The sequence below is a fragment of the Coleofasciculus sp. FACHB-712 genome, assembly GCF_014695635.1.
GTDB lineage: Bacteria > Cyanobacteriota > Cyanobacteriia > Cyanobacteriales > FACHB-T130 > FACHB-T130.
The window spans coordinates 1-22,957 of record NZ_JACJOQ010000444.1 but is presented as its reverse complement, the minus strand read 5'-3'; the positions used below and the strand labels follow the sequence as shown (position 1 = coordinate 22,957).

Annotated in this window: 25 protein-coding genes; 16 read left to right on the top strand and 9 right to left on the bottom strand. The window is 46.1% G+C overall.

Annotation, left to right across the window (positions count from 1 at the left end; genetic code table 11):
- Positions 1–160: 160 nt before the first annotated feature.
- On the bottom strand, positions 161–748 hold the full coding sequence (locus H6F50_RS13985) for a Yip1 family protein (protein WP_190429158.1): 588 nt from the start codon (positions 746–748) through the stop codon (positions 161–163).
- A 652-nt stretch (positions 749–1,400) separates the two neighbouring features.
- On the opposite strand from H6F50_RS13985, the gene H6F50_RS13980 reads away from it, so the two are divergent.
- From H6F50_RS13980 to thrB, 3 genes are read left to right on the top strand one after another with little or no spacing between them, the layout of a single operon-like run.
- Positions 1,401–3,710, top strand: coding sequence for a CBS domain-containing protein (locus tag H6F50_RS13980; RefSeq protein WP_190429157.1), 2,310 nt, complete (start codon positions 1,401–1,403; stop codon positions 3,708–3,710).
- A gap of 9 nt (positions 3,711–3,719) precedes the next feature.
- On the top strand, positions 3,720–4,847 hold the full coding sequence (locus tag H6F50_RS13975; RefSeq protein WP_190411606.1) for an ATP-binding protein: 1,128 nt from the start codon (positions 3,720–3,722) through the stop codon (positions 4,845–4,847).
- 55 nt (positions 4,848–4,902) lie between these two features.
- Positions 4,903–5,868, top strand: a complete 966-nt coding sequence (thrB, locus tag H6F50_RS13970; protein ID WP_190429156.1) for a homoserine kinase — start codon at positions 4,903–4,905, stop codon at positions 5,866–5,868.
- Here thrB and H6F50_RS13965 read toward each other — a convergent pair.
- Complete coding sequence (locus tag H6F50_RS13965) at positions 5,855–6,280, bottom strand: hypothetical protein (RefSeq protein WP_190429155.1); 426 nt, start codon at positions 6,278–6,280, stop codon at positions 5,855–5,857. The genes thrB and H6F50_RS13965 overlap by 14 nt on opposite strands.
- A 112-nt stretch (positions 6,281–6,392) precedes the next feature.
- Here H6F50_RS13965 and H6F50_RS13960 point away from each other — a divergent pair, with 112 nt between their 5' ends.
- On the top strand, positions 6,393–6,908 hold the full coding sequence (locus H6F50_RS13960) for a hypothetical protein (RefSeq protein WP_190429154.1): 516 nt from the start codon (positions 6,393–6,395) through the stop codon (positions 6,906–6,908).
- A gap of 112 nt (positions 6,909–7,020) precedes the next feature.
- Here H6F50_RS13960 and H6F50_RS13955 read toward each other — a convergent pair whose 3' ends face one another.
- Positions 7,021–7,842, bottom strand: a complete 822-nt coding sequence (locus tag H6F50_RS13955) for a M48 family metalloprotease (RefSeq protein ID WP_190429153.1) — start codon at positions 7,840–7,842, stop codon at positions 7,021–7,023.
- A gap of 87 nt (positions 7,843–7,929) precedes the next feature.
- On the opposite strand from H6F50_RS13955, the gene H6F50_RS13950 reads away from it, so the two are divergent.
- Positions 7,930–8,079 (top strand): hypothetical protein, encoded by a 150-nt coding sequence (locus tag H6F50_RS13950; protein WP_190429152.1) that lies wholly within the window; start codon positions 7,930–7,932, stop codon positions 8,077–8,079.
- Positions 8,080–8,139: 60 nt separating this feature from the next.
- On the opposite strand, the gene H6F50_RS13945 is transcribed toward H6F50_RS13950, so the two are convergent.
- The 3 genes from H6F50_RS13945 to H6F50_RS13935 form a co-directional block, all read right to left on the bottom strand.
- Entirely contained in the window at positions 8,140–8,838 is a 699-nt protein-coding gene (locus H6F50_RS13945; RefSeq protein ID WP_347276029.1) for a TIGR00266 family protein, read from the bottom strand.
- Positions 8,839–8,912: 74 nt separating this feature from the next.
- Positions 8,913–9,590, bottom strand: coding sequence for a TIGR00266 family protein (locus H6F50_RS13940; protein WP_190429150.1), 678 nt, complete (start codon positions 9,588–9,590; stop codon positions 8,913–8,915).
- Between the two features lie 67 nt (positions 9,591–9,657).
- Positions 9,658–10,323 carry a TIGR00266 family protein gene (locus H6F50_RS13935; protein WP_190429149.1) on the bottom strand — a complete coding sequence of 222 codons (666 nt, stop codon included), beginning with the start codon at positions 10,321–10,323 and terminating at the stop codon, positions 9,658–9,660.
- A gap of 212 nt (positions 10,324–10,535) precedes the next feature.
- Between H6F50_RS13935 and rsmA the strand changes: the two genes are divergently transcribed.
- From rsmA to pth, 8 genes are all read left to right on the top strand, one after another.
- Complete coding sequence (gene rsmA, locus H6F50_RS13930; RefSeq protein ID WP_190429159.1) at positions 10,536–11,387, top strand: 16S rRNA (adenine(1518)-N(6)/adenine(1519)-N(6))-dimethyltransferase RsmA; 852 nt, start codon at positions 10,536–10,538, stop codon at positions 11,385–11,387.
- Positions 11,388–11,524: 137 nt separating this feature from the next.
- The gene (gene ispE, locus H6F50_RS13925) at positions 11,525–12,472 is read left to right on the top strand and encodes a 4-(cytidine 5'-diphospho)-2-C-methyl-D-erythritol kinase (protein ID WP_190429148.1); all 948 of its coding nucleotides are present in this window, start codon (positions 11,525–11,527) and stop codon (positions 12,470–12,472) included.
- Positions 12,473–12,524: 52 nt separating this feature from the next.
- A complete protein-coding gene (locus H6F50_RS13920) occupies positions 12,525–12,860 on the top strand; it encodes a DUF3082 domain-containing protein (protein ID WP_190411597.1) in 336 nt (111 codons plus the stop codon).
- An 82-nt stretch (positions 12,861–12,942) separates the two neighbouring features.
- Positions 12,943–13,119 (top strand): hypothetical protein, encoded by a 177-nt coding sequence (locus H6F50_RS13915; protein WP_190429147.1) that lies wholly within the window; start codon positions 12,943–12,945, stop codon positions 13,117–13,119.
- A gap of 628 nt (positions 13,120–13,747) precedes the next feature.
- Entirely contained in the window at positions 13,748–15,415 is a 1,668-nt protein-coding gene (locus H6F50_RS13910; RefSeq protein ID WP_190411596.1) for an HD family phosphohydrolase, read from the top strand.
- A 529-nt stretch (positions 15,416–15,944) separates the two neighbouring features.
- The gene (locus H6F50_RS13905; protein ID WP_190411595.1) at positions 15,945–16,169 is read left to right on the top strand and encodes a DUF2811 domain-containing protein; all 225 of its coding nucleotides are present in this window, start codon (positions 15,945–15,947) and stop codon (positions 16,167–16,169) included.
- 68 nt (positions 16,170–16,237) lie between these two features.
- Positions 16,238–16,825 (top strand): protoporphyrinogen oxidase HemJ, encoded by a 588-nt coding sequence (gene hemJ / locus H6F50_RS13900; RefSeq protein ID WP_190429146.1) that lies wholly within the window; start codon positions 16,238–16,240, stop codon positions 16,823–16,825.
- Positions 16,826–16,908: 83 nt separating this feature from the next.
- A complete protein-coding gene (gene pth / locus H6F50_RS13895) occupies positions 16,909–17,556 on the top strand; it encodes an aminoacyl-tRNA hydrolase (RefSeq protein WP_190411593.1) in 648 nt (215 codons plus the stop codon).
- A 41-nt stretch (positions 17,557–17,597) separates the two neighbouring features.
- On the opposite strand, the gene rpsU is transcribed toward pth, so the two are convergent.
- From rpsU to H6F50_RS13880, 3 genes are all read right to left on the bottom strand, one after another.
- Positions 17,598–17,780 carry a 30S ribosomal protein S21 gene (gene rpsU / locus H6F50_RS13890; protein WP_190411722.1) on the bottom strand — a complete coding sequence of 61 codons (183 nt, stop codon included), beginning with the start codon at positions 17,778–17,780 and terminating at the stop codon, positions 17,598–17,600.
- A 613-nt stretch (positions 17,781–18,393) separates the two neighbouring features.
- Complete coding sequence (locus tag H6F50_RS13885; RefSeq protein WP_190411592.1) at positions 18,394–18,714, bottom strand: RNA-binding protein; 321 nt, start codon at positions 18,712–18,714, stop codon at positions 18,394–18,396.
- A gap of 499 nt (positions 18,715–19,213) precedes the next feature.
- Positions 19,214–20,494 (bottom strand): hypothetical protein, encoded by a 1,281-nt coding sequence (locus H6F50_RS13880; RefSeq protein WP_190429145.1) that lies wholly within the window; start codon positions 20,492–20,494, stop codon positions 19,214–19,216.
- Between the two features lie 423 nt (positions 20,495–20,917).
- Here H6F50_RS13880 and murF point away from each other — a divergent pair, with 423 nt between their 5' ends.
- From murF to H6F50_RS13865, 3 genes are all read left to right on the top strand, one after another.
- On the top strand, positions 20,918–22,270 hold the full coding sequence (gene murF / locus H6F50_RS13875; RefSeq protein ID WP_190429144.1) for a UDP-N-acetylmuramoyl-tripeptide--D-alanyl-D-alanine ligase: 1,353 nt from the start codon (positions 20,918–20,920) through the stop codon (positions 22,268–22,270).
- 73 nt (positions 22,271–22,343) lie between these two features.
- Complete coding sequence (locus H6F50_RS13870) at positions 22,344–22,748, top strand: 3'-5' exonuclease (RefSeq protein ID WP_190429143.1); 405 nt, start codon at positions 22,344–22,346, stop codon at positions 22,746–22,748.
- 32 nt (positions 22,749–22,780) lie between these two features.
- Positions 22,781–22,957, top strand: a 177-nt coding sequence (locus tag H6F50_RS13865) for a FeoC-like transcriptional regulator (protein WP_242029009.1), incomplete at its 3' end; no start/stop codon positions are given.

The following is a 22,957-nucleotide window of genomic DNA, read 5'->3' as shown; positions in this document are numbered from 1 at the left end:
GCTTGTGGATTGCACAACTTCCGTCTCAGCTATCGCTAGCTGGTGACACTTAGGGTGAAAGGAATAGAAACATCCCACTTTTCTCTACAACCTCTTATTTCCGATTAAGTTTAATATTGATATTTTTCAGCTTCCCAGTGCCTGCCGATTCCAACATTTTTTAGAGTGCTGGTTTGGGAAATGTAACCAATAGATTGCTAATCCCGATAACCAATACATAGAGTACAACCGCACCCGCAAGCGTTACCGCAGTGTAGGCAGTTGCTTTATTTTTCGGGCATTTCATCACAATCGGCAATCCCAGATATAGCAGATATACGCTATACAACCCAGCAAGAAATGCGAAAATCGTGAAACTTGGGATGATACGGAGGATACCGGCTAACCAGGCAGGTGTGTTGGCATAAGCAGCAACTTTAAGAGCTTGTAGCTGATTTTTCTCGGCTGAAAATTGAGGAGCGAAAGCATTAATAATCAACGACAAGAAAAATACGCTTAATAGTGTTAGTAAAAAGCTAACACCTGCATATAAAATAGCTGGCACTAAGGGCAACCGAGACGTAACGATACTAGAGGTATTGATGCCGATAACTGCCCAACCAACAGCTGCGGCGATTGGAGCGATCGCTGCCAGAGGAGCAATATAGGTGTTATACAATCTAGCGCTAGAGGTTGTTTCTTTTGCGATCGCTCGCCACTCACTTTTGGGGTGCAACAGGATATTTGGAATGCGCTTAATTAAGTTCATTTTTTACTTTGTTTTATTGATTTGATGTAGCAGAACTGATTTTAAGCCCCAATCCAGCTAAACACTATATATCTTCCCAATTATTAGGATTTCACCCTTTTGTCAGATGCTGCCAGCGCAGATATTAGTTAAATCAATATCCATTTAAATATTCCTTTAGCAAGAGGATTTAAGAGGTAGACAAAAGGTATGCTAAAGAGGGTTTTGTCTTAACTCTCTGGCTGGGTAGGATCTAGCTAAGGTGGAGGTGGTAAAAAAGCGATCGCCCTGGTAAAACATCCGAATCATATAGGATTTCACGGTTGCGGGGATGTTTTCTTGCTGTCATAAATTTGATGAATGAGGGCAAAAGCACGCGAAGCCTAGAGACGACGAATCAAAGATTTACCTTTCTGCACGCAAATAGGGTGCCAGTAGTAGCGATTGGTGAATTTTGACTGTAACGCACAAGGCGCGGCAACTTGTGTGAAGGCAATTTGTGTCAAATAGATACGGTTGCGAGGCGGCGATGTGATACCGAATACAGTTCTGGCGGGAATCCTAAGTGAAGGAGCAACTGCTTTTCGCAAAATCTATTTGGTAATAGAGGAATTGCAAATGCAAGTATGCGATCGCCCACTGTAATACACCGCAATAATACACAGGTTGACCCATGCCAACAAAGGGATTGCTTAGCTTAGAATCTGTCATCGATCGTCGTCCTCTGACTGTATCTGCTGACACCCCACTGATGGACGCGATCGCCATGATGGGCAAAGCGAAAAGCAGTTGCGTACTTCCTAGTTTGAAGATACCCCCAGAAGCAGTGCTAATGAGCGAGGCACGAGCTAGCGCTGTCTTTGTAGTAGAAGGGTTGCAGTTAATCGGAGTGTTTACCCACACAGATGCGATTCGCGTAATCGCCTCAGGAATCAAATTAGCAGAAGTCAAGATTGCCTCGGTAATGACGCAGCCGAGCATCGCTCTGACTGAATCTGACACAGAGAATATTTTCACAGCATTGTCAATCCTGCGCCAGCATCAAATTCGCCACCTACCTGTTATAGACGCGCAAAGGCAAGTGGTGGGCACTATCACCCTCGAAAGTATTCGCCAAGCACTGCCCCTCGATGAGCTAATCAAATCGCAGCCTTTGACAGAAGTGATGACTGCCCCAGTTATTCAAGCACCGGCGACGGCTTCGGCGCTGAGCTTAGCTCAATTAATGGCAGAACACCAGGTCAATTGTGTTGTGCTTACAGAAGAAAGTTCCGAGTCGAGTTCTATTGAAAACTCAAAACTTCAACCCGATCCCTTGAGCGAAGCAAAGGTTCAACACTCAAAACTTCCTACGCATCGCTACACTAACAAAACTCAAAACGTGCGACCTACCGCTACGCTAACAACCCTCCTGAAGCCAGTAGGGATTGTCACCGAACGGGACATCATCGATCTTCAGGCTCTCAGCCTGGATTTATCGCAGATACAGGCGTTTAGGGTAATGAGGGCATCCGTGTTGTCTTTAAGCCCCTCAGATTCAGTGTTAGTTGCCCTTTGGGAAATGCAGCAGCACCAGGTGCAGCGAGTTGTGGTGTCGGAGAATCCCAGGGAGCTGTTAGGTATTGTTACCCAAACCAGTTTTTTGCAAACGCTCGATCTCACACAAATATCTACAGCAGTAGAGCAATTGCAGCAATCGATCGAGCAGTTTGAAGCCGAATCCTCTCTCCCCCCGCACAATGAAACCCTAGAACCTCAAGGACAGGAAAGCCCAGCGGAACTCTTGGAACAGCTTGAGCGCAATCGCTTGTTAACCACAATTGCCCTTCGCATTCATCAATCACTCAATTTGGACGAAATTCTGAACACCGCCGTCGCTGAAGTGCGGCAATTTCTCCAAACTGACCGCGTGATTATCTACCGTTTTAATCCAGATATGAGTGGCACTGTCGTTGTCGAATCGGTTGCTGAGGGCTGGCAACCTGCTCTAAGTAGCACAATTCACGACAATTGCTTTGGGAAGAATTATGCCCAAGCCTACAAAAAAGGGCGTATTCAAGTCACAGCAGATATTTATACCACCGGGTTAACCCAATGTCACATCGATATCCTGGCTTTGTATGATATCCGAGCGAGTCTCGTGGTTCCGATTCTGCAAGGAGAACATTTGTGGGGTCTGCTGTGCGCCTATCACTGTTCGGGACCCAGGCGGTGGCGGGAGTTTGAGATTGATTTGCTCAAACAATTGTCAACGCAAGTAGCGATCGCAATTCAGCAGTCTGAACTTTATCAGCAAGTACAAGCTGAACTCGCCGAACGCAAACGAGCAGAAGAGCAACTCAAGGCTTCGCTTAAAGAAAAAGAGGTGCTGCTGAAGGAAATTCACCACCGCGTCAAAAACAATTTACAGATTATTTCTAGTCTGTTAAAGCTGCAATCTGCCTATACCAAAGAGGAACAGGTTCTGGGAATGTTCAAGGACAGTCAGAATCGCATTCGCTCGATGGCTCTGATTCACGAAAAATTGTATCAGTCCAAAGACCTATCTAGGATAGACTTTGCTGAGTATATTCGCGACCTGGCAGGAAATTTACTTCGTTCCTACAAAGCAAGCTCTCAGGCAATTACGCTGAAAACAAACGTTAATGACATTAACCTAAACATTGATACAGCGATTCCTTGTGGTCTAATTATCAATGAATTAATGTCCAATTCCTTAAAACACGCTTTTCCAACGCCCAGTATCGATAAGGAAATTTGTATTAATATTTACTCAAACGGCAATCATCAATTTATTTTGAACGTCAGTGACAACGGAATCGGTTTCCCGAAAGACTTGGACTTCCGGAATACTGAATCCTTGGGGTTGGAGTTAGTCTGCACCCTCACTGAACAATTAGACGGGACTATCGAACTTGATAGTCGTAGAGGGACAAGCTTTTTTATCACATTTTCAGAAATCGGCAACATTAGGAAGACATAAATAAAAAAAATGGCAAAGGAAAAAATTTTAGTAGTTGAAGATGAAAGAATTGTTGCCAAGGATATCGTAAAGAGCTTGCAACGCTTAGGATATAACGTTGTCGCTTCTGTTGCATCGGGAGAGGAAGCGATTCAAAAAGTATTGGAAATTCAGCCCGATTTAGTGTTAATGGATATTATGTTGAAAGGACAATTGGATGGAATAGAAACCACTGAAAAAATTCATAAAAACTTCGATATTCCAGTAATTTATTTAACTGCTTATGCCGATAAAAAAACCCTGGAAAGAGCCAAAATCACAGATCCATTTGGCTATATAATTAAACCGTTTGATGAAAGAGATTTACATACTACGATTGAAATCGCACTTCGCAGACATTTAGCCGAAGCAGCAACTCGCGTAGCTCTTGAAAAAGAAAAACAATTAAGCGAACTTAAATCTCGCTTTTGGTTCATGGTTGCCCACGAATTCCGTAACCCGCTGACCGCAATTTTATCTTCTGCTGAACTACTGGAATCTTATAGCCACGAATTAACAGAACTTAGAAGACGTGAGTATTTCTATCTTATTCAAACCTCGGTTCATTCGCTGAACAATTTATTAAACGAAGTTTTAGAGTTTGGAAAAGCAGACGAAGGAAAACTAGAATGCAAGCCAAAACCCCTGGATTTAGTATGCTTTTGCCGGGATTTGGTAGACCATATGCAATTCAGCTCTGGTTCAAAACATAGAATTATTTTCACAAATCAAGGTGAGTGTACTGATGCTTGTTTGGATGAAAAACTGCTGCGGCATATATTTAGTAATTTGTTAGGGAATGCTATCAAATATTCACCCGAAGGCAGCAATATCTACTTTGAACTTTTGTGTGAGAATGGAGAGGCAGTTTTTCAGGTAAAAGACAACGGAATTGGCATTCCTCCAGGCGACCGAGAACTATTGTTTGACTCATTTCATCGAGCGACAAATGTGAGTAGTATTCCCGGTCATGGACTAGGACTAACGATTGTCAAAAAATGTTTAGACTTACAGAGTGGAGAGATTGCTGTAAATAGTGAAGTTGGAGTGGGGACTACTTTTACAGTCATGCTGCCATTGAACATCTGCGTAATGCCGGAAAAAAACGTTCCTTCATAGATAGCAGGCTGTTAAACGGTAGAGTCTATAATAGTCTATTTCGCAATTCGTTGAGATGCATCCTGTTTCTACCGTTACCGTCAGCGTTCCAGCCACAACTGCTAACTTGGGGCCGGGTTTTGATTGCATAGGCGCAGCTTTAACGCTGTACAACCAGTTCAAGTTCACCCGCCTGGAAGCGGATGCTGTAACACGACTCAGCATTACGGTTGAGGGTATAGAAGCGGCACGGGTCAACACGGGTGCTGATAATCTGGTTTACCAGTCATTTGTGAAATTGTACGAGCATATCGGTAAGACGCCACCGCCTGTGCAGATTGAGATCGAGCTGGGTGTGCCGCTGGCAAGAGGATTGGGGAGTTCGGCGACGGCAATTGTGGGAGGTTTGGTGGGTGCGAACTGTCTGGCTGGGGCACCTCTAGATGAAAATGAGGTGAGAAGAATTGCGATCGCTCTGGAAGGACATCCTGATAATGTGGTTCCAGCACTGATGGGGGGGTGTCGTCTAGCAGCGACGGGTTTGAGTGACGAACCGCACAGACACGGAGAAAGCAAAGAAGAATGGGAAATTTGTGAGATTCCTTGGCATTCTGAGATTGTCCCAGTAGTCGCGATTCCGGATTTTGAACTTTCAACTGAAGAAGCGCGGCGAGTTTTACCAACTCAATACAGCCGTGCCGATGCAATTTTTAATACAGCGCATCTGGGTTTATTATTGCGAGGGTTGGAAACCGGCAGGGCTGATTGGTTGCGAGTTGCGATGCAAGACCGAATCCATCAGCCTTATCGGACAGCGTTGATTCGAGGATATGATGCTGTACGCTCGGCAGCAATGGCTTCTGGTGCTTTTGGGATGGTAATTAGTGGTGCGGGACCAACTTTATTAGCTTTAGCAGAGGCGGCGTTGGCACCGACAGTTGTGGAGGCAATGGCGGCGGCTTGGAAGGATGAGGGAATTATGGCACAAGTGCGATCGCTCTCGATTGACACCCACGGGGCGAAAACCTCTAATATTTCCTAAATTGGTCACTCAGATTTTTGCGTAACTGCTGAATTTGTCGAGATTGATTTCTAGGTCCTGAAACAAAAACGAGAACTTTATCCCCTTCAGGCGCACAAATTAAATAAGCTGACAGATTCCCAAATCGTCCGTAAGCTGCTTCTGTGATAACTCCTGTCTCTTGGGCATTACTACTTTTCAGGAATTCAAGCGCATTATCCAGACAGTTGTTCTGGCTGGTATCGTCTCTCCGATTCGTCACTCGGCTGACACTGTTGGTTTCATTGATTTCAATCCATTCGCTCCAGTTACTTGTAGTCATATCCGCTAAAGCAGGCATTGACTCATTTAGCAATCCCGTTTCCATACTTAAAATTGTGGCAATGACTAAAAACGAATTTGCTGTCTTTTTAAGACTAATTCGGTTCAACATAAGTTAGGTCAACAAACGGGTGAATTAATGTCGAGTAATCGTAACCCTGTAAATTGATTCACAAAATGCAAGAAGTTTTACGGAACTATTCACCTAAGTTAGGAAAGTAATTATGGAGCCAATTCAAGTAGAAATTGAAGCGATTCGCACTCAGATTGAGGCGCTCAAAGAAGAACGCGCCATCCTGAAAGTAGATCCAGTATTGCCAAGCTATAACACGCCAGAAGCAATCGTTGAGGCTTATCGTCGTCATGCTAGAGAAACAGCACAAATCTCTGCTGAAGTCAAGGGAATCGATGATGCGATCGCTGCCTTGGAAGCTAAATTGAAGGAGATCGGGCGATCGCAAGGATTGGCGCAACAGTTATTGCATGAGCGGACACAACATCCTCTCGCAGAGCAGGTAGAGGAAGGAAAACAACGCGCTCAGGATCGCGCTGAACGAATTAACGAACTGGCGGAGGAACTGAAGCAGGAAGTGCAAGCGCTCAAGGCGATCGCTGATGAGATTAGTCCCAGTTATTGGCAGTTATACAACAGACCTTTCATTACTGGATTTAGCAAAATTTCGGTTCCCTACGTCCGTTCGGATAGCACTGTGTGGATGATTACGAATCAAGTCGTGTGAACGGGAAAAACATCTCTCTTAACCCCTCTCCGATTCGGAGAGGGGCTTTGAAGATAGCTTGCGCCCCTTAGAAAGGTAGGAAGGGGTGGACGGTTAGGTCTGGGAGCGCTGGCTATTTTTCCAGGTTCGCCAGTGTTTCCGGTAAAGCCAATCGCTTTTGTACAGGATAATTGCGCTGCTCAATTAAGCGCTGCAATTCTTTAACGCGCCTACCAGGGGCAGGATGGGAGGTCAAGAAATCAAAGCCTGCACCACTTTTGCGACTCATTCGAGCAAAAAAGTCGGTTGCACCCGCAACATGACCGTAAGTTTGTTGCAACAATGTTAAGCCAAACTCATCCGCCTCAGATTCCTGAGATTGAGAGAATCGGGAACTGCTAACAGCTTGAACACCCGTCGCCGCTGCCGATGATAACCCAGCAGCATCCCCAAAGACAGTAGCGATCGCAATGGGTAACAGTAGTTGTCGCACCAACGCCCGTAAATGATCTCGGTGGGCGAAATGCCCCAATTCATGCCCCAACACCATCATCAGCTCATTTTCCGACTCCGTTTGTTTCAGCAAACCGGCGTAGATGATAATGCGATCGCCCGGTAGCGCCAGCGCATTCACCGTATTATCGGGAACATATAGCACCCGATAATCTCGCTCTTGGCGCTGCTCGGAAGGCAACTTTGTCTCCAGCCTATCTAGCAGCTGATTTAGCGTATCTTGAGCCGGTGAGGGCTTCGCCAAGCGCTCATAAGCCGGGACAATGACGGCACCCAACTGTCGCTCCACGCTGGGAGGAATTACCCACACCAAGCTATTAATGAACAACCCCAGCAGCCAAATAACGCCGACGATAAATCCAATAAATAGCCCTAAGACAATCAGTAACTGGCGGTTATTGGGAGGTGGGTTGCGATCGCTCGATGTTGCAGTTCCAGACACTTCAGGCTTGCTCCAAAAACGCTATTGTTACTGCATTGCCTAGTTGCATCCGGTATAGCAATGCATTGACCTTCTTTCTATTGCATCGTGAGTTACCTGCACGCGATCGCAATTCTCTATTTAGATGCCTTACAGTTCACCCCCACCCCATTTACCCACAGGGGTTCAAGATTCTCCCCTCTCCGCGAACGGAGAGGGGTTGGGGGTGAGGTTCCTTTCTATATTGCCCTTAAGTAAGAACCGACATAACGCGACCGTCTAAAAGTTCTATTTCGTGCAGTTACAGCAAGATTCAGCTTAGTTACTACTCTTCACGGGACGGAACGGATTCAAGAAATTTACCAGTGCATAAAGCTCACGCGACTGAATCCATAAACGCCCCTTACCCCGGAAGCGGCAAACTAATCCTTCCCCACCCAAAATTCCAGTTCTCAGCCCTTTAAATGACAAGCCTCCCAACATTTCGACATTGTATTGTAACGAGTCTTCAAACGCCACAATATAGCCAGTATCTACTACATAATCACCGGCAACTGGAATTTCTACAATTGCCCCATAAGAACTAAACCAGATATCTCCTTGACCTGTTGCTCTCAGTAAAAATAACGCCTCCCCACTAAAGAAGCCCTTAAAACCTTGAAACTTAGTATCAATTTCCACACTAGGGTTAGCTGCAACAAAACCCGAAGATTGCACCATCAATCCATTACCACTCAGGTAGTAATGCTGAATGTCTCCAGGGACTCCAGGCGAAACATAGAGTTGTCCTGCCCTTCCTTCAGCGGTAAATTCACTCAAAAATAAAGATTCACCGCCCAGCATCCGACCGATACCTTGCATTAAGCCACCTTTGACTTTGGACTTCATTTTAATGCAAGTATCCATTGCTGCCATTGCGCCCGATTCTACCAAGACAGTTTGATTTGCTTGTAAGTCGAGGCGTAGGGAAGCATAGGCTGGGGAATGCTCGATTTCGTAGGCAATCTCATTCATAATTATCCTTTGCTAATTCCTAATTGAAGGATGGGTAATCGTTCAAAATCTATTTATCAATGACAAATTCCCACTCTTTATCGCGGCGGAAGCTGAGAACCCACTAGCACCCCGAAGGCACCTGGATTGTGAGTTTGGCAAAACACTCGACCTTGCCCTTGAAACCGACAAACGAATCCTTCTCCGCCCAAAAACGAACCAATTAAACTGGAAGTTGCTTTTCTAATTTCAAACTTCAGGCTTTTCTCAAATGCCACAATATGTCCCGTGTCAACGATATATTCGCCATTCACAGGAATTTCATAAATCGCCCCAAAGGAAGAAAGCAGAACAGAGCCATGACCGCTGACATTTAACCAAAAAATTGATTCCCCAGAAAACAAAGATTTCAAGCCTTGAAATCCTAATTCAAGATCAACATCTGACTCGCTAGCAAGGTAAGAAGCAGATTGGACGACCAGCCCAGATCCAGTCATTTGATAAAGTAAAATATCGCCCATCAATTTGGGAGCTAAAAATACTTCACCGCCAGCCGTGGGAGAGCGAAAAACGCTCAAAAACAGCGACTCACCGGCAACCATGCGTTTCAGCCCGCCCAAAATTCCGCCGCCTTTTCCTTGCCTTAAAGTCGTACTGGCATTGATATAACCGCTCATGGCAATCATCCTGCCAGCTTCTGCGACTAATTCTTCACCGGCACCGAGAGTAACGCGAGCGATCGCGCTGTCCGGTTGATGTAAAACTTCCACATCCATCGCTACAAATCCTCTTGATTTATGCACTCAGCAATTAAGCGAAAAAGCTATTACGATCGGCTTTTTCTTAACGAAATTTAGGACGTAAATATCCGACCAAACCCCCAATACTGCGAGATTGTAAATAAATTTCTCCTTGCCCCGTCAGCCGGTTGACTAATCCTTCCCCTGACGTAACAGAACCAAGCAAGCCGCCAGCGAGTCCAACATTCATTTTGATACCAGGTTCGTAGGCAACTAAGTGACCGCTATCAACCACAAATTCCCCGGTTATCCGTTTTTGAATGATGCCGCCATAAGCACCGAAAAATACCTGACCTTGACCGCTTAACTTCAGCTTAAACAGCCCTTCTCCTGAGATCCAGCTCTTAAAACCTGCCCACTGAACTCCCATTTTTACGCCTGGACTATGGGCAATATAAGCACCTGGTTGAAAGCAAATTTCTCGTCCGCCCCGCAAGTCAATACAAGCTATATCGCCAATGGTGGATTGAGTCAAGATTAAATTCAGAGGTTGCTGTGTATTGTTGGTAAAAACATTCACAAAAAGGGATTCCCCACCAAAGAATTTCTTTAGCAATCCAGAGATTAAACCCCCTGAAAATTCCGTCTTTATCGACAATTTGGCATCCATACTGGTCATAGCTCCCGCCTCAGCAGTGAGGCTATCACCTGGATTCAGGATGACAAAAATAGAGGCAAAGGCTGGTTTATAGCGAATTTCGTACTTCACCGACAAATCTCCTGCTTGTGGAGGATGCAAACCTATACAAGTCTGGCAGAAGTTTTTCCGGTATCCAGATTTTTTTAAGAAAAAGCAATAAGTCGATCCGGGGCGACTGAGGCGGCTTGGCTCTGGATTTAGGGCATTATTTAGCTTTGGGGAAGCAGCAACTTGACCGCGTGGTAGGTTGGAAGGAAGACTGTAACAGCATCCTTTCCTCCATGCGATCGCCTCAACCTCGAAAACAATTTGCTCAACACTGGCTGCGGAGTGACAAGGCGCTCAATCAAATTGTCGCCGCAGCGGAGTTATCCAGCAGCGAGTCGCCTGAGGGCGATCGCTCCGCTTCACGGGTCTTAGAAATTGGCCCCGGCACCGGCATCCTGACTCGTCGCTTATTACCTTTAGCTCAATCTGTTGTTGCGGTTGAAATTGACCGCGATTTATGTCAACTGCTGGCTAAACAATTAGGTAAAGTCGATCATTTTTTACTTTTGCAAGGCGATTTCCTTTCATTCGACTTAGACGCTCAACTTGCTCCTTTTCCAGCGTTCCAACATCCCAATAAAGTTGTTGCCAATATTCCTTACAACATTACCGGCCCAATTCTGGAAAAGTTGTTAGGTACCATTGCCCAGCCAGCCGCTAAGCCGTTTGATTCCATCGTGCTGCTGGTACAAAAAGAAGTTGCACAAAGGCTTTATGCCAAACCAGGCACGAAACATTTTGGGGCATTAACCGTGCGGGTGCAGTATTTGGCAGAGTGCGAGTTAATCTGTATTGTGCCAGCGGGAGCATTTTATCCGCCGCCCAAAGTAGATTCAGCGGTAGTGCGGCTGCGTCCGCGATTGATAGAACCGCCCGCCCAGAACCCCAAGCACCTAGAGAATTTAGTCAAACTCGGCTTTGCCGAAAAGCGCAAAATGTTGCGAAATAATCTGAAAAGTGTGGTTGAACGCGATCGCCTCACCCAAATACTGGAACAATTAGAAGTAAACCCTCAAGCCCGCGCCGAAGACTTGGGCCTTACCCAGTGGGTTGCTTTGAGTAATTTGCTCAAGCCTAACGACTAAAGTTGCGGCTACACAAACTCTTGTCAGGATGGTGCGCGGGCTGAAAAGATCGCTTGTTTGACTAAGCCTGCTCTCGTCAAACTTGGTTTATGTAGCCCCAGTATGAGAGCCTGTGGGCATATATCTACAAAACCCTAATGCGTTCCTATACCCTGATTTCCCCAGCCAAAATTAATCTGTATCTGGAAATTATCAGCGATCGCCCGGATGGTTATCACGAACTGGCGATGGTGCTGCAAAGTGTCGGTCTTACCGACCAAATTGATTTGCGATCGCTTAGCACTGAATCCATCCAAGTTCACTGCGATCATCCCCTAGTACCGTCAGACAAAACCAACCTTGCCTACCGCGCAGCAGAATTGATGGCGGCAGAATTTCCCCAAGCTTTTGCCCAGTACGGCGGTGTCGAGATTAACATCAACAAACGAATCCCCGTGGGGGCAGGGTTAGCAGGGGGATCTAGCAATGCTGCTGCTGTTTTAATGGGAATCGATTTGCTGTGGCATCTAGGACTCACTCAGTCGGAATTGCAAGAACTGGCAGCAAAAATTGGCTCAGATGTCCCCTTTTGCATCGCGGGGGGGACAGCGCTGGCAACTGGGCGAGGCGAACAACTCTCTCCCCTCCCTAATTTGGAGCATCCCTGGGTGGTATTGGGCAAATACCGCAACCTTGCGGTATCTACACCCTGGGCTTATCAAACTTACCGGCAGAAGTATATCAGTACCTACGTTTCTGACGCTGATAGTTTAGAGGCTCGCAGACAACGGGTACATTCTGGAGCGATGGTTAACGCCATCTTCAAGAAAGATCAGGTGAAAATCGGTCAATTACTGCACAATGACTTAGAAAAAGTCGTATTGCCGGAGTATCCCCAAGTGCTGCGACTGCGGGAAGCGTTCTATGAAGCGGGGGTCTTGGGGGCAATGATGTCGGGTTCGGGGCCAACCGTGTTTGCTCTTTCGGAATCAGAAGCCAAAGCACAACAAGTACAGCAGCACGTAAGAAAGTCAATCCCCGAACCCAATTTAGATTTGTGGGTAGCACCGTTTACCACCGCTGGGATTCGGGTTGTTGCCCATTGATTGCGCTAAATATTCATCACCGATCCCTAATTGCGAATCGCTCAATGAACCTATGAATAATCCAAACACTACAGATAACCCACCAGCCCCAGTCCAAACGCCCACGAGTCCTCTACGCTGTTTGAGTGGTGCATCGATCGCAGGAGCAATGGCAACAGGTTGTTATTTCCTCACCAATTCAATTGCTCAAAGCTTTGCTGCCAAGCCCATCCACTCGGATAATGTAACGACCATCAATATTGCGATCGCTGTTCGCACCCTCGTGGTGGGCGTCAGCACGCTGGCAACCTCTATCTTTGCCTTAGTGGCTGTTGGTCTAGTTGCCTTAGCGATCCAAATCGCCTTTCAACGCTTGACGAATCGGACGCCTCCACCCAGTCAAAATTAGAATTCTTATCTAATTACTTTCAGGGCAAAGCGAGATACCATCCCAAAAGTCGGGTGGGCATTTTTATCTTGAGACAAATGGAATGAATCGGGGAAGCTTGCCGATGGTAGGTGCTAGCTTCCCAATTTTCCGCGCCGTTAGCGAACTAGAGCAATCCGATTTGAGCGGTGAGCCAGCCCATCAGATCCCAGACTTCTCTCCCGAAGTCTGGGATCTCACCTTTCCGAGTTATTTAGAACTGCTATGCCTAATCAGATGAGCAACTACTAGGGAAATTGTAATGAGTATTACAATTTCGCACTGTCAAAAAGACTTGTCTTGGCAATTTTTTCTGATGCGGCTTTCTTGCCCATCACCGCCACAAACTCCTATTTTAAGGCAAGATGAGCTTGATTCTAGCTAACTTAGCTCGCATCTCCCGAAAGTCATTAAAAAGAATCAGTAAAAATGCCGATGACTGGTACGCCAAATTACCTGGAAATTAGAATTTAGGACTCAGCAACCAGTGTAAATTTTTCAAGAAGAATTATGAAGAATAGATGAAGTATGCAAATAAGTAATCACTCTAAAAAGACGGTTTTTAGCCTTTTCAACAGACTCGACAGTAACTTTCAAGACAAACTATGCTTCTGATTTCGTCGCAAATCTTGCTAACTTTATCTTTTCTTTAAAATCTCTGTTTAGAGGTGCGTAGAAATAGCAGATGATAGTCATAGAGAGGTTCGCTCCAAAAACTAGGATTAAAATACTCCTGGTTGAGCGAGGAGCATTACCGGCTGCAAAGATAAACCCGGTATTCCTGCTCTGCGGTGCCTGAGTTGCTTTTTTAGAAACCTATATTCAAGCAGCTACCATCAAGCTTACGTGTAATCAAACGGTGCATACTTATGACTGTCTCCCCTTGCCAGATAATCACAGCGAAGAACCAAGTGTGGCTTCCGGAAATCAAAGAGCCAGCAGAACTCATTGAGCAACTTTTGGCAATCGGGACAGCGCTTTCGAGCAGTCATAATTTAAAAGAATTACTGAATCTGATTTTATCGAAGAGTCGGGAAATTACTTGTAGTGATGCGGGGAGTGTTTATTTAGTAGAGCGAAGTAGTGACACTCCCAAGTTAGTGTTTAAGGTCGCGCAAAATGATTCTCAATGCAGCGATTCCTTTCAAGAGTTTTTGATGCCATTGACTCCGAAAAGTCTGGCAGGGTATGTGGCGCTGACAGGTGAAAGCTTAAATTTGCCGGATGCTTATAATTTACCCCTGGAAGTTCCCTATCAGTTGGATCGCAGTTTTGACAGCTCGATTCCTTACCATACTCGCTCCGTCTTAGTGCTACCCATGCAAGACGGTGAAGGGGAAATTATTGGGGTGCTTCAGCTAATTAATCGCAAGGTTAATCGTGATGCGATTGTCACGCCTGAAAATGTGCTGAATGTTACCCAACCTTATTCTGCTTGGGAAGAGCGCGTTGTGCGATCGCTTGCTTCTCAGGCGGCGATCTCGATCGAACGCAATCAGCTGCAAGAAAGTATTGAAAATCTATTTGAAGGCTTTGTTAGAGCTTCTGTCCAAATTATTGAAACACGAGATCCCACAACATCCGGGCATTCCGAACGAGTTGCCGACTTAGTGGTGCGTCTCTCGCAAGAAGCCAGTACAATTACCACGGGATCGCTGCGGTCAATTTATTTTAACGAACGCCAAATCCAAGAAATTCGCTACGCCGCACTGTTACATGACTTTGGCAAAGTCAGTACACCCGAAGCCATTCTGGGGAAGCAGAAAAAACTCTACCCATCCCAGATAGAGGTGATTCGTAACCGCTTTGCTGTGGCGCAGCGAACGCTGGAAATGGAATGCGCCCAGACTAAATTTAAGTATTTACTGGAGCATCCCAGCCATCAACATAAAGATTCGGAAATTGTCTGTTCCCACTGCCAACAGCTACAACAATTAGATAGTCAGTTAGAGGATGCGATCGCGCAACTCAATGAATATTGGCATCTCCTACTAGAGGCGAACGAACCCCACATTCTCGCCCAAGAGCTTCCAGAACGGCTCCAAGAGCTGTCTGGTTACACTTATCAAGATGTGGATGGACAGATCAAGCCTCTCCTCTCACCGACAGAGATTGCTCAGCTAATGGTGCCACAAGGCAACCTGACAACCGAAGAGCGTTTAATCATCCAAGCGCACGTCACGCACACTTTTGAGTTTCTCAACCGGATACCCTGGACGAAACACCTCAAAGATGTTCCCGCGATCGCCGCAGGGCATCACGAAAAACTCGACGGGAGTGGCTACCCTCAAGGCTTGAAACAGGAAGCGATTCCAATTCAGTCTCAGATATTGACAATTGCGGATATTTATGATGCTCTTACAGCAAGCGATCGCCCCTATAAGCGCCGCTTGCCCGTAGAAACTGCCCTGAAAATCCTCAAAGCAGAAGCCGCCCAAAACAAAATCAACAGCGACCTCGTTACCCTGTTTGAGCAACGCCAAGTTTTCGCTGCTTTGGGACATTCCCTCTCAGTTCCAGCTCCTTCAGCGGCCTGATTCCGTAGGATAGCCATTTAAGGTTGAAATGTTGGATCGGATTAAAACGTTAAATTTTAACCGACCAACGTTTTAAAGTATCAACATTTCAACCCTCGACTGAGTATCAGCCGTCCTTCGATTAGCACTTTGCAATTCTTATCTTTCACCCAACTTTTCCCCACCCATTCCCCAGCCTTTCCACAAAGGCGTTCAACTTTTTCCACAGGTTCTCTGACCTTTTCCACAGGGTTGAACACTCGGATCGGGTTTTGCTGTTCTATTGGGGATTTTTCTAAAAGACAGTAACTCAGCCGAGAGCAACCGAGTTTTTGTAAAGATAAGTAACAAAAATCCGCCTACAAAGCTGATTAACTCGTGAATATTTTTTAGACATACCCCGGCCTGTAATATTTCGCAGCATTGACAACCCTACCCCCTCTCAGCAGACAATGATGCGACGGTCAGTGTGATTGGCAACTGCAAGACTGACCCTTGTAAGGGCATGGGGCTGTTGCGCCCTTACCCATAGACAACGCAAAGGAATTCTATGAACACAAATATCAGTATCTTGGCAGAAATTCCCGAAGACCTACACGAATCTCTCAAAGATTACCTGGAAACTCATCCCGATTGGGATCAAGACCGGGTATTTGCCGCAGCGCTGTCGCTGTTCTTGCTGCAAAATGGTAATGGCAGCACCCCAGAAGCTTCGCACAGTTATCGCAAAGCAGCACGGGTCTATCTGGAAACTCTCTTCCAGCACTCAGTTTGAAAAATTGCTCTGCTACCCTTGCAAAAACTTGTTGATTTTACAGAGTTTGACTGTAGAGGACACGATTGATGGCTTATTTCTGGTTTAAGGCTTTTCACATTGTCGGCTTTGTGGTTTGGTTTGCAGGCTTGTTCTACCTAGTACGTTTATTTATTTATCACGTAGAGGCGTCGGAACAGCCAGAACCTGCCCAAACGATTCTGAAGAATCAGTATCAGATTATGGAAAAACGCCTTTACAACATCATCACTACACCGGGCATGATTGTCACGGTAGCGATGGCAATTGGTCTGGTAAGTACTGAGACTGAAGTGCTACGAGAGAGTTGGTTGCATATCAAACTCGGTCTGGTGACTGCTTTGATTGGCTACCACCATTACTGTGGTCGTCTCATCAAACAGTTAGCCGAAGACCGATGCACCTGGAATAGTCAGCAGTTACGCGCTTTGAATGAAGCGCCGACGTTACTTTTAGTGGTGATTGTTTTGCTGGCTGTGTTTAAGAATAGCCTGCCTACAGACATTACCACTTGGCTCGTTGTTGGGCTGATTGTGACGATGGCAGCGACCATTCAGCTTTATGCGAAAAAGCGCAAGCGAGACCAAGAAAAACTCATTGCTTCTGTTCCCCAAGAAGAGGCTCAACAAGTAATCTGACGAAGTTAGCGATCGCTTCTTAATTCGCTTGACCCAGGTTAGTGGTTACTAATCATCGACAATTGATAATGGACAATCAAAAAATGACCACTGACAACGGAAAGGCAACCTCTACTCTAGTGATTCCCCAGCTAATCGTTGGTCTGGGGAATCCAGAACCCAAGTACGAGAAGACGCGACACAATATCGGGTTTGAAGTGATTGATGCCTTAGCGCGTTCCTGGCAAATTTCCAAGAGTGAAAATCGCAAGTTCCAGGGGGAGTTTGGGGAGGGACGCGGATTACACGGAGACAAGGTGCGGTTACTCAAACCCCTTACCTATATGAATCTCTCCGGACAGGCAATTCGCGCGGTGACGGATTGGTATAAATTGCCGCCAGAGTCTGTCCTAGTAATTTATGACGATATGGATTTGCCGCTGGGAAAGATTCGCTTGCGTCTTTCTGGTTCGGCTGGGGGACATAATGGAATGAAGTCTGCGATCGCTCATCTCGGTACTCAAAATTTCCCTCGATTGCGGATTGGCATCGGTAAAACCAAAGTAGAACAGGACACGGTTTCCCACGTCTTGGGTCGGTTTTCCCCTGATGAAAGTAAAGCTTTGTCTGATGTCATGCAACTCGTGGTTGAGGCGGTGGAGTTGAGCCTCAAACAAGGAGTTGAGAAATCTATGAGTCTTTACAATAGCCGTAGTGTTATGGCAAATAAAGAATCTAAAGAAGCGCCCTAGCTGATGCTGTAGTGGTAGCACGCCAGGGCAACTCACTTTTGTTACCCAAAACGTCTTTTTTTGCGGCGGGCAGCAGTTGCCTTGCGCTTGCGCTTTTCTATGGGAGTTTCAAAATGCCGCCGATATCTAAAATCTGCTAAGATTCCAGCCTTGGATACTTGCCGTTTGAAGCGGCGCAAAGCTGATTCTATTCCCTCATTTTCGCCTAAAACCACTTGGGTCATTCTTGATGATTCCTCTGTATAGGTGATTAAGTTGCTTTTCGGGTGTGAACTTAATCCACGATCGATGGCTTTGCTTGAGCGATCGCAGCTTTCGTTCATTCCTCCTGCGATTGGCGCAGCGGCAAGGGTTATGACCATGCCTCTACTGCCGTTTTCGGTGTGTTTCGGGTAAAGACTTGGCTGCCGAGTCTCTAGTGCCCTACTCACCTCCAGACCATTTGCGTACTGGAGTTGTACAGACCCAATATCGCTTCTGTACAAAGCTTTTTGCTTATTGTTTTTCCCGACGAGTGCGATTAGCCTACCAACGTACTCAGTCTCGAACTTCCAGGAGCAGCCCTACCTTATTCAGTCGCTCTGAGTACCTGAGATGACTCCAGCCAAACGACGGGCGAGCAGCACACTTAAGCTACCCTAAGCATTGATTGTACCATGCGCCACCCAGCATCTTACGACTAACCTGGTCTGGTGTAGTCGTAAGATGCTGGGCGCATTTTTACTCAATTTTGACCAACTAACACTGCTAGTCCCTAACCGAAATCAAGCGGAGAATTACAGGCAATCGATCTTTGCTGTTATTCCAATCTCAAGTTGACATGATTAAGCCACTAGCTCAATAGCGCCGGGAAGAGAAATTTCCTCCTCCTCCTTGACCGCTCCTGCTTCCTGGACTGCGACTCCCACCCCTATCTTCACGGGGTTTGGCTTTATTTACTTTCAGGGTGCGACCCATCCACTCTGCTCCATCGAGGGCTTCAATTGCAGCTTCCTCTTCAGCATCCGTTCCCATTTCTACAAATCCAAAGCCACGCATCCGCCCCGTTTCTCGATCTGTAGGCAGCTGAACTCGTTTAACGGTTCCGTACTCTGTAAAGACAGATGTGAGATCGTCTTGCGTAACTTCGTAGGATAGGTTTCCTACATATATCGACACGGAAATATCTCCACCATTCAATATTTTCAAGCTCCAGTTTCGGAGAGCTATTTGCCCACACAGTAGAGATAAACTTGCTGCGCGAGTAACAAAGCTTACATCCGATTCTGATTCACGAGCAAGATTCTAGCATAAAATTTATTTTCTGAATCGAACCGTTCCTAACTTTTCATTAAGCAGGCGTACAAAATCAGGGGAAAACTGTTTTTCACCAGCAGCAGAAGTCGGATTTCTTCGTCTGTCTACCCTCCTTGCGCCCCCGCGAACCCCCTCAATTCCTCCACTAAGGGAAGGAGGCTTAGGGGGTTAGGGATTGTATTTGAGCTAACTGTTACCATTTCACTTTTGTGAGGCTACACATCAGCTTTCCTGAACCCCTGCTGAATTCGGGGCAATAGACAGATGAAATGTAGTGGTAATTGGAAAAACTAGAAAAGTAAAAAATAATGCCTCTTGCCTTCGTTGGGGCAAGCAGCGGCAATTCCTGATAATATTTAGCTCATAATATTTGGCTCAAGCAGGAAACATCAGCATCCCCAAAGTGTAGGCTTAAAGCTACATTCAGATTTTCCAGAGATTTGATTAACCACGGCACACCATCTCTGGCATAAGACTCGTAGTGGTTAAAAAGAATTGAAAATCGCTTTTCCAAGTAGGGCTTGACCTTGCGGCACAGCAGCACTATTTTCAAAAGCAAGCCGGTTGTGAATGTCGCCCCCAAATTCGTAATCAGATCGACGAAGACATAGTGATTCGGTCGCTGCGGACTTTCTACCACTAAAAAGTTCAACAATTGACTACAAGTTCGGACAATCAAGAATTCGCTAGGTCTTTGGGAATCGCTATTCGGGAGAGTGTTTTTTAGCTGGGCATACAAGCGCTCGTTAAACTGACGTTTACCAAATTCTGGGTCAATGGAAGCGGTCAGATATTCGTATAAATCCCATTTAAAAGCTCTGTAGGAAGGTGTTTGGCTGGTGTGGGTGAGGAAGCGCTGTGATAAATCTCGGTAGGTGTGGGAGCCTTCTACTTTGCCGTAAAATTGTTTGAGAGCAACACCCAGTTCGCGATCGCTCAATAACGTTGGATTCGTCACCGGCTGGATAATTCGTTCGCGTTGACTGGGGCAAGTCTGACGCGACACTTGGGCACGCCGTACTTGGTAAGTTACGTACTGAGACAAATCGACTTCAAATCCCCGCTGAATTCGGGATTGAATTTGCCGAACTGTTTGCTGATGCTCGTAAGAGCTGTCTTCACTCAATAGGCAATGTTCATATAGGTAGGGATACCGGCGAATTAAGCTTCCCAAAGGCTTAGAGTCATTGCCAGTTGCCTCTGCGGCTTGACTCATCACCTGGGCTAGCCGTCGCAGGGTCAGATATTGCTCCGTCTGGTTGAAAATCCTTACCAGCTCCCGCAAACGTCTGGCTCCGCGAGAGCGAACCGTTCCCATGACCGGAGGCGTCTGGAATATTTCCACCAAATCCGGGATGGACGCTTGGAGATTGGGGTGCATCTGCCAGCGATTGATCAGAATATGGCAGCACCGATTAAGAATAAACCGGAATTCCTGCTCAGCCTGCTTGGAAGTCGTAATTCTCTCCAGCGCCATCCAGATTTTTGGCTCTGAATACCCCACGCCATCCATGAACAGCTGGCGAAATCGCTCGATCATCCGACTGGGTGATTCATGTTGAACCCAGTAAAGCAAATGATCGTAAAGCTGCTGCTCTTCAGTGCTAGTGTGTCGGTGATAACAGTCTGTCCAGGTTGTCACTTCAATGCCCCCCTACGTACGCACGCTAGGGCTGAGTTTATATCAGTTCGGTTGATTCGGTTTATTTCTATTGCAACTGTCGTGTAGTAGACGCTTGAATCGATGCACCCTAAATATCACCCTGATAAGGGGGCTATTTTCTATACTCCTATAATCGGAGAAAGATTACCCCAAATAGAGCATATCTTGGTTGATTCTTCAAATGGTTCCGCAAATATGCGGCAAAATTGTGAAGTTTCGATGAAGTAGAAATACGGATGCCGCAGAGCATCAATTATTCACTTCGCGCATCTACCTCTAAAGTAGTGGGACAAGATAGCGGATTATGTGATAGAAATCACTGCTCAAAATGCATCTTTTGTTCTAACGCTTTGCGTAGTGCATGATAAGGATGAATCTTCTTGAAGTTTGAACATAAGCCTCATGCCTTGTCACGTCCTCCTCTCTCAAATAGCCCAAATCATAGGGGCGAAACCAATCAATCTATCTGACGCCGAATTAGCAAGATATGTTGCAGGAATTACAACTGACACCCGTAGCCTGAAGCCGGGAGAAATTTTTGTGGCACTACGGGGAGACAAGTTTGATGGGCATGAGTTTGTGGAAACTGCTCTAGAAAAAGGAGCGATCGCAGCCATTACTGACCACCCATTGTCGGGATCTCTTCCACATTTGTGCCTAGAAGACACCTTGAAAGCATATCAAACGATCGCTCATTGGTGGCGCTTGCAGTTCGATATCCCTGTAATCGGTATAACCGGCTCGGTAGGTAAAACCACTACCAAAGAATTAATTGCAGCAGTTTTGTCAACAAAGGGCGACATTCTTAAAACTCAGGCTAACTACAACAACGAAATTGGTGTTCCCAAAACACTATTAGAACTTTCACCAATGCATAACTATGCTGTTATTGAAATGGCAATGCGTGCTAGGGGTGAAATTGCCCTATTAACACAAATTGCACAACCTTCTGTAGCGGTAATTACGAATGTGGGAACCGCGCATATCGGGCGGTTGGGTTCGGAGGAAGCGATCGCCCAAGCGAAATGCGAATTACTCGCGGAAATGCCTTCCAATAGCATCGCTGTTCTGAATCACGACAACCGCTTGTTAATGGAAACTGCGGCAACAGTTTGGCAAGGGCAAACCATTACCTACGGCTTGGAAGGGGGAGATTTACGCGGGGAATTGATTGATAACGAGACATTGTGCGTCGAAGGGGTGCATCTGCCGTTACCGCTACCGGGGCGTCATAATGCATCTAATTTTCTGGCAGCCTTGGCAGTAGCTAAAGTTCTCCAGGTTGACTGGAAATCGTTAACCGCCGGTTTGTCGGTAAATCTGCCATCTGGGAGGGCGCAGCGCTACGATTTGCCCAACGATGTTGCCATTTTGGATGAAACCTACAATGCTGGGCTAGAGTCAATGCTGGCGGCACTGCAATTGTTGGCACAAACGCCAGGAAAAAGGCATATTGCGGTTCTGGGGACGATGAAGGAATTGGGAGAGCGATCGCCCCAATTCCACTTCGCAGTTGGAGAAGCGGCGCGGCGGTTGAATCTAGACGCTTTGCTGGTGCTGGTAGATGACAAAGAAGCCGAAGCGATCGCTCTGGGTGCTGCCCCTTTACCTGCTGAGTGCTTTTCGACGCATCAGGCTGTGGTAGAGCGTTTGAAAGAAATGGTGCAAGAAGGCGATCGCATCCTTTTCAAAGCCTCCCATTCAGTAGCCTTAAGCCGAGTTGTCAATCAACTTCGCACCGAATTAACTGACTAATTATTTCAAATTCCCAATACCCCGTAGAGGCACCTCTACGGGGTGTCCACACCAAACAAGAAGTCACCCCAAAATGGCTAAGAAATTAGACCAAATCCTTGTGGTTGATATTGAATCAACTTGCTGGCAAGGAAATCCACCCGCTGGGCAAGAAAACGAAATCATCGAAATTGGGATTTGTCCAATTGATATCGCTACGGGAGATCGCTTGGAAAAAGAAAGTATCCTCGTGAAACCCGAACGTTCCCAAGTTAGTCAATTTTGCACCAATTTAACCACATTAACTCAAGCACAAGTTAATCTAGGAATTTCTTTTGAATCAGCCTGTTCAATTTTAAAGAAAAAATATTTATCAAAAGATAGAGTTTGGGCAAGCTACGGCGACTACGACCGAAAACAATTTGAAAAACAATGCCAATCTCGCCATATCAGTTATCCTTTCGGAACCCGACATATACAGCAGATTGCAGGTATATAGAGTACATTGAGGTCAGTGCATGAACAGGTAGAATGAAACCTTACTCCATCGACTTTCGAGAAAAAGTAGTCAAAGCATACGAACAAGAAAACACATCGATTAGGAAATTAGCAACCAGATTTGATGTGAGCAAAGCCTTTGTACAGAGACTGCTCAAACAAAAGAAAATGAAAGGTCACGTAAAACCAGAAAAGCAGGGTGGAAGCCTG

What these genes read in the sequence shown, in the direction of transcription:
- H6F50_RS13965 (WP_190429155.1), bottom strand. Translation starts at nt 6,280, where the DNA reads ATGTTGAACCGAATTAGTCTTAAAAAGACAGCAAATTCGTTTTTAGTC.
- H6F50_RS13915 (WP_190429147.1), top strand. Translation starts at nt 12,943, where the DNA reads ATGAATCGGGGAAGCTTGCCGATGGTAGGTGCTAGCTTCCCAATTTTC.
- rpsU (WP_190411722.1), bottom strand. Translation starts at nt 17,780, where the DNA reads ATGACCCAAGTGGTTTTAGGCGAAAATGAGGGAATAGAATCAGCTTTG.
- H6F50_RS13870 (WP_190429143.1), top strand. Translation starts at nt 22,344, where the DNA reads ATGGCTAAGAAATTAGACCAAATCCTTGTGGTTGATATTGAATCAACT.
- H6F50_RS13960 (WP_190429154.1), top strand. Translation starts at nt 6,393, where the DNA reads ATGGAGCCAATTCAAGTAGAAATTGAAGCGATTCGCACTCAGATTGAG.
- thrB (WP_190429156.1), top strand. Translation starts at nt 4,903, where the DNA reads ATGCATCCTGTTTCTACCGTTACCGTCAGCGTTCCAGCCACAACTGCT.
- H6F50_RS13910 (WP_190411596.1), top strand. Translation starts at nt 13,748, where the DNA reads ATGACTGTCTCCCCTTGCCAGATAATCACAGCGAAGAACCAAGTGTGG.
- H6F50_RS13940 (WP_190429150.1), bottom strand. Translation starts at nt 9,590, where the DNA reads ATGGATGTGGAAGTTTTACATCAACCGGACAGCGCGATCGCTCGCGTT.
- pth (WP_190411593.1), top strand. Translation starts at nt 16,909, where the DNA reads ATGACCACTGACAACGGAAAGGCAACCTCTACTCTAGTGATTCCCCAG.
- H6F50_RS13980 (WP_190429157.1), top strand. Translation starts at nt 1,401, where the DNA reads ATGCCAACAAAGGGATTGCTTAGCTTAGAATCTGTCATCGATCGTCGT.
- ispE (WP_190429148.1), top strand. Translation starts at nt 11,525, where the DNA reads ATGCGTTCCTATACCCTGATTTCCCCAGCCAAAATTAATCTGTATCTG.
- murF (WP_190429144.1), top strand. Translation starts at nt 20,918, where the DNA reads ATGCCTTGTCACGTCCTCCTCTCTCAAATAGCCCAAATCATAGGGGCG.
- hemJ (WP_190429146.1), top strand. Translation starts at nt 16,238, where the DNA reads ATGGCTTATTTCTGGTTTAAGGCTTTTCACATTGTCGGCTTTGTGGTT.
- rsmA (WP_190429159.1), top strand. Translation starts at nt 10,536, where the DNA reads ATGCGATCGCCTCAACCTCGAAAACAATTTGCTCAACACTGGCTGCGG.
- H6F50_RS13905 (WP_190411595.1), top strand. Translation starts at nt 15,945, where the DNA reads ATGAACACAAATATCAGTATCTTGGCAGAAATTCCCGAAGACCTACAC.
- H6F50_RS13985 (WP_190429158.1), bottom strand. Translation starts at nt 748, where the DNA reads ATGAACTTAATTAAGCGCATTCCAAATATCCTGTTGCACCCCAAAAGT.
- H6F50_RS13920 (WP_190411597.1), top strand. Translation starts at nt 12,525, where the DNA reads ATGAATAATCCAAACACTACAGATAACCCACCAGCCCCAGTCCAAACG.
- H6F50_RS13975 (WP_190411606.1), top strand. Translation starts at nt 3,720, where the DNA reads ATGGCAAAGGAAAAAATTTTAGTAGTTGAAGATGAAAGAATTGTTGCC.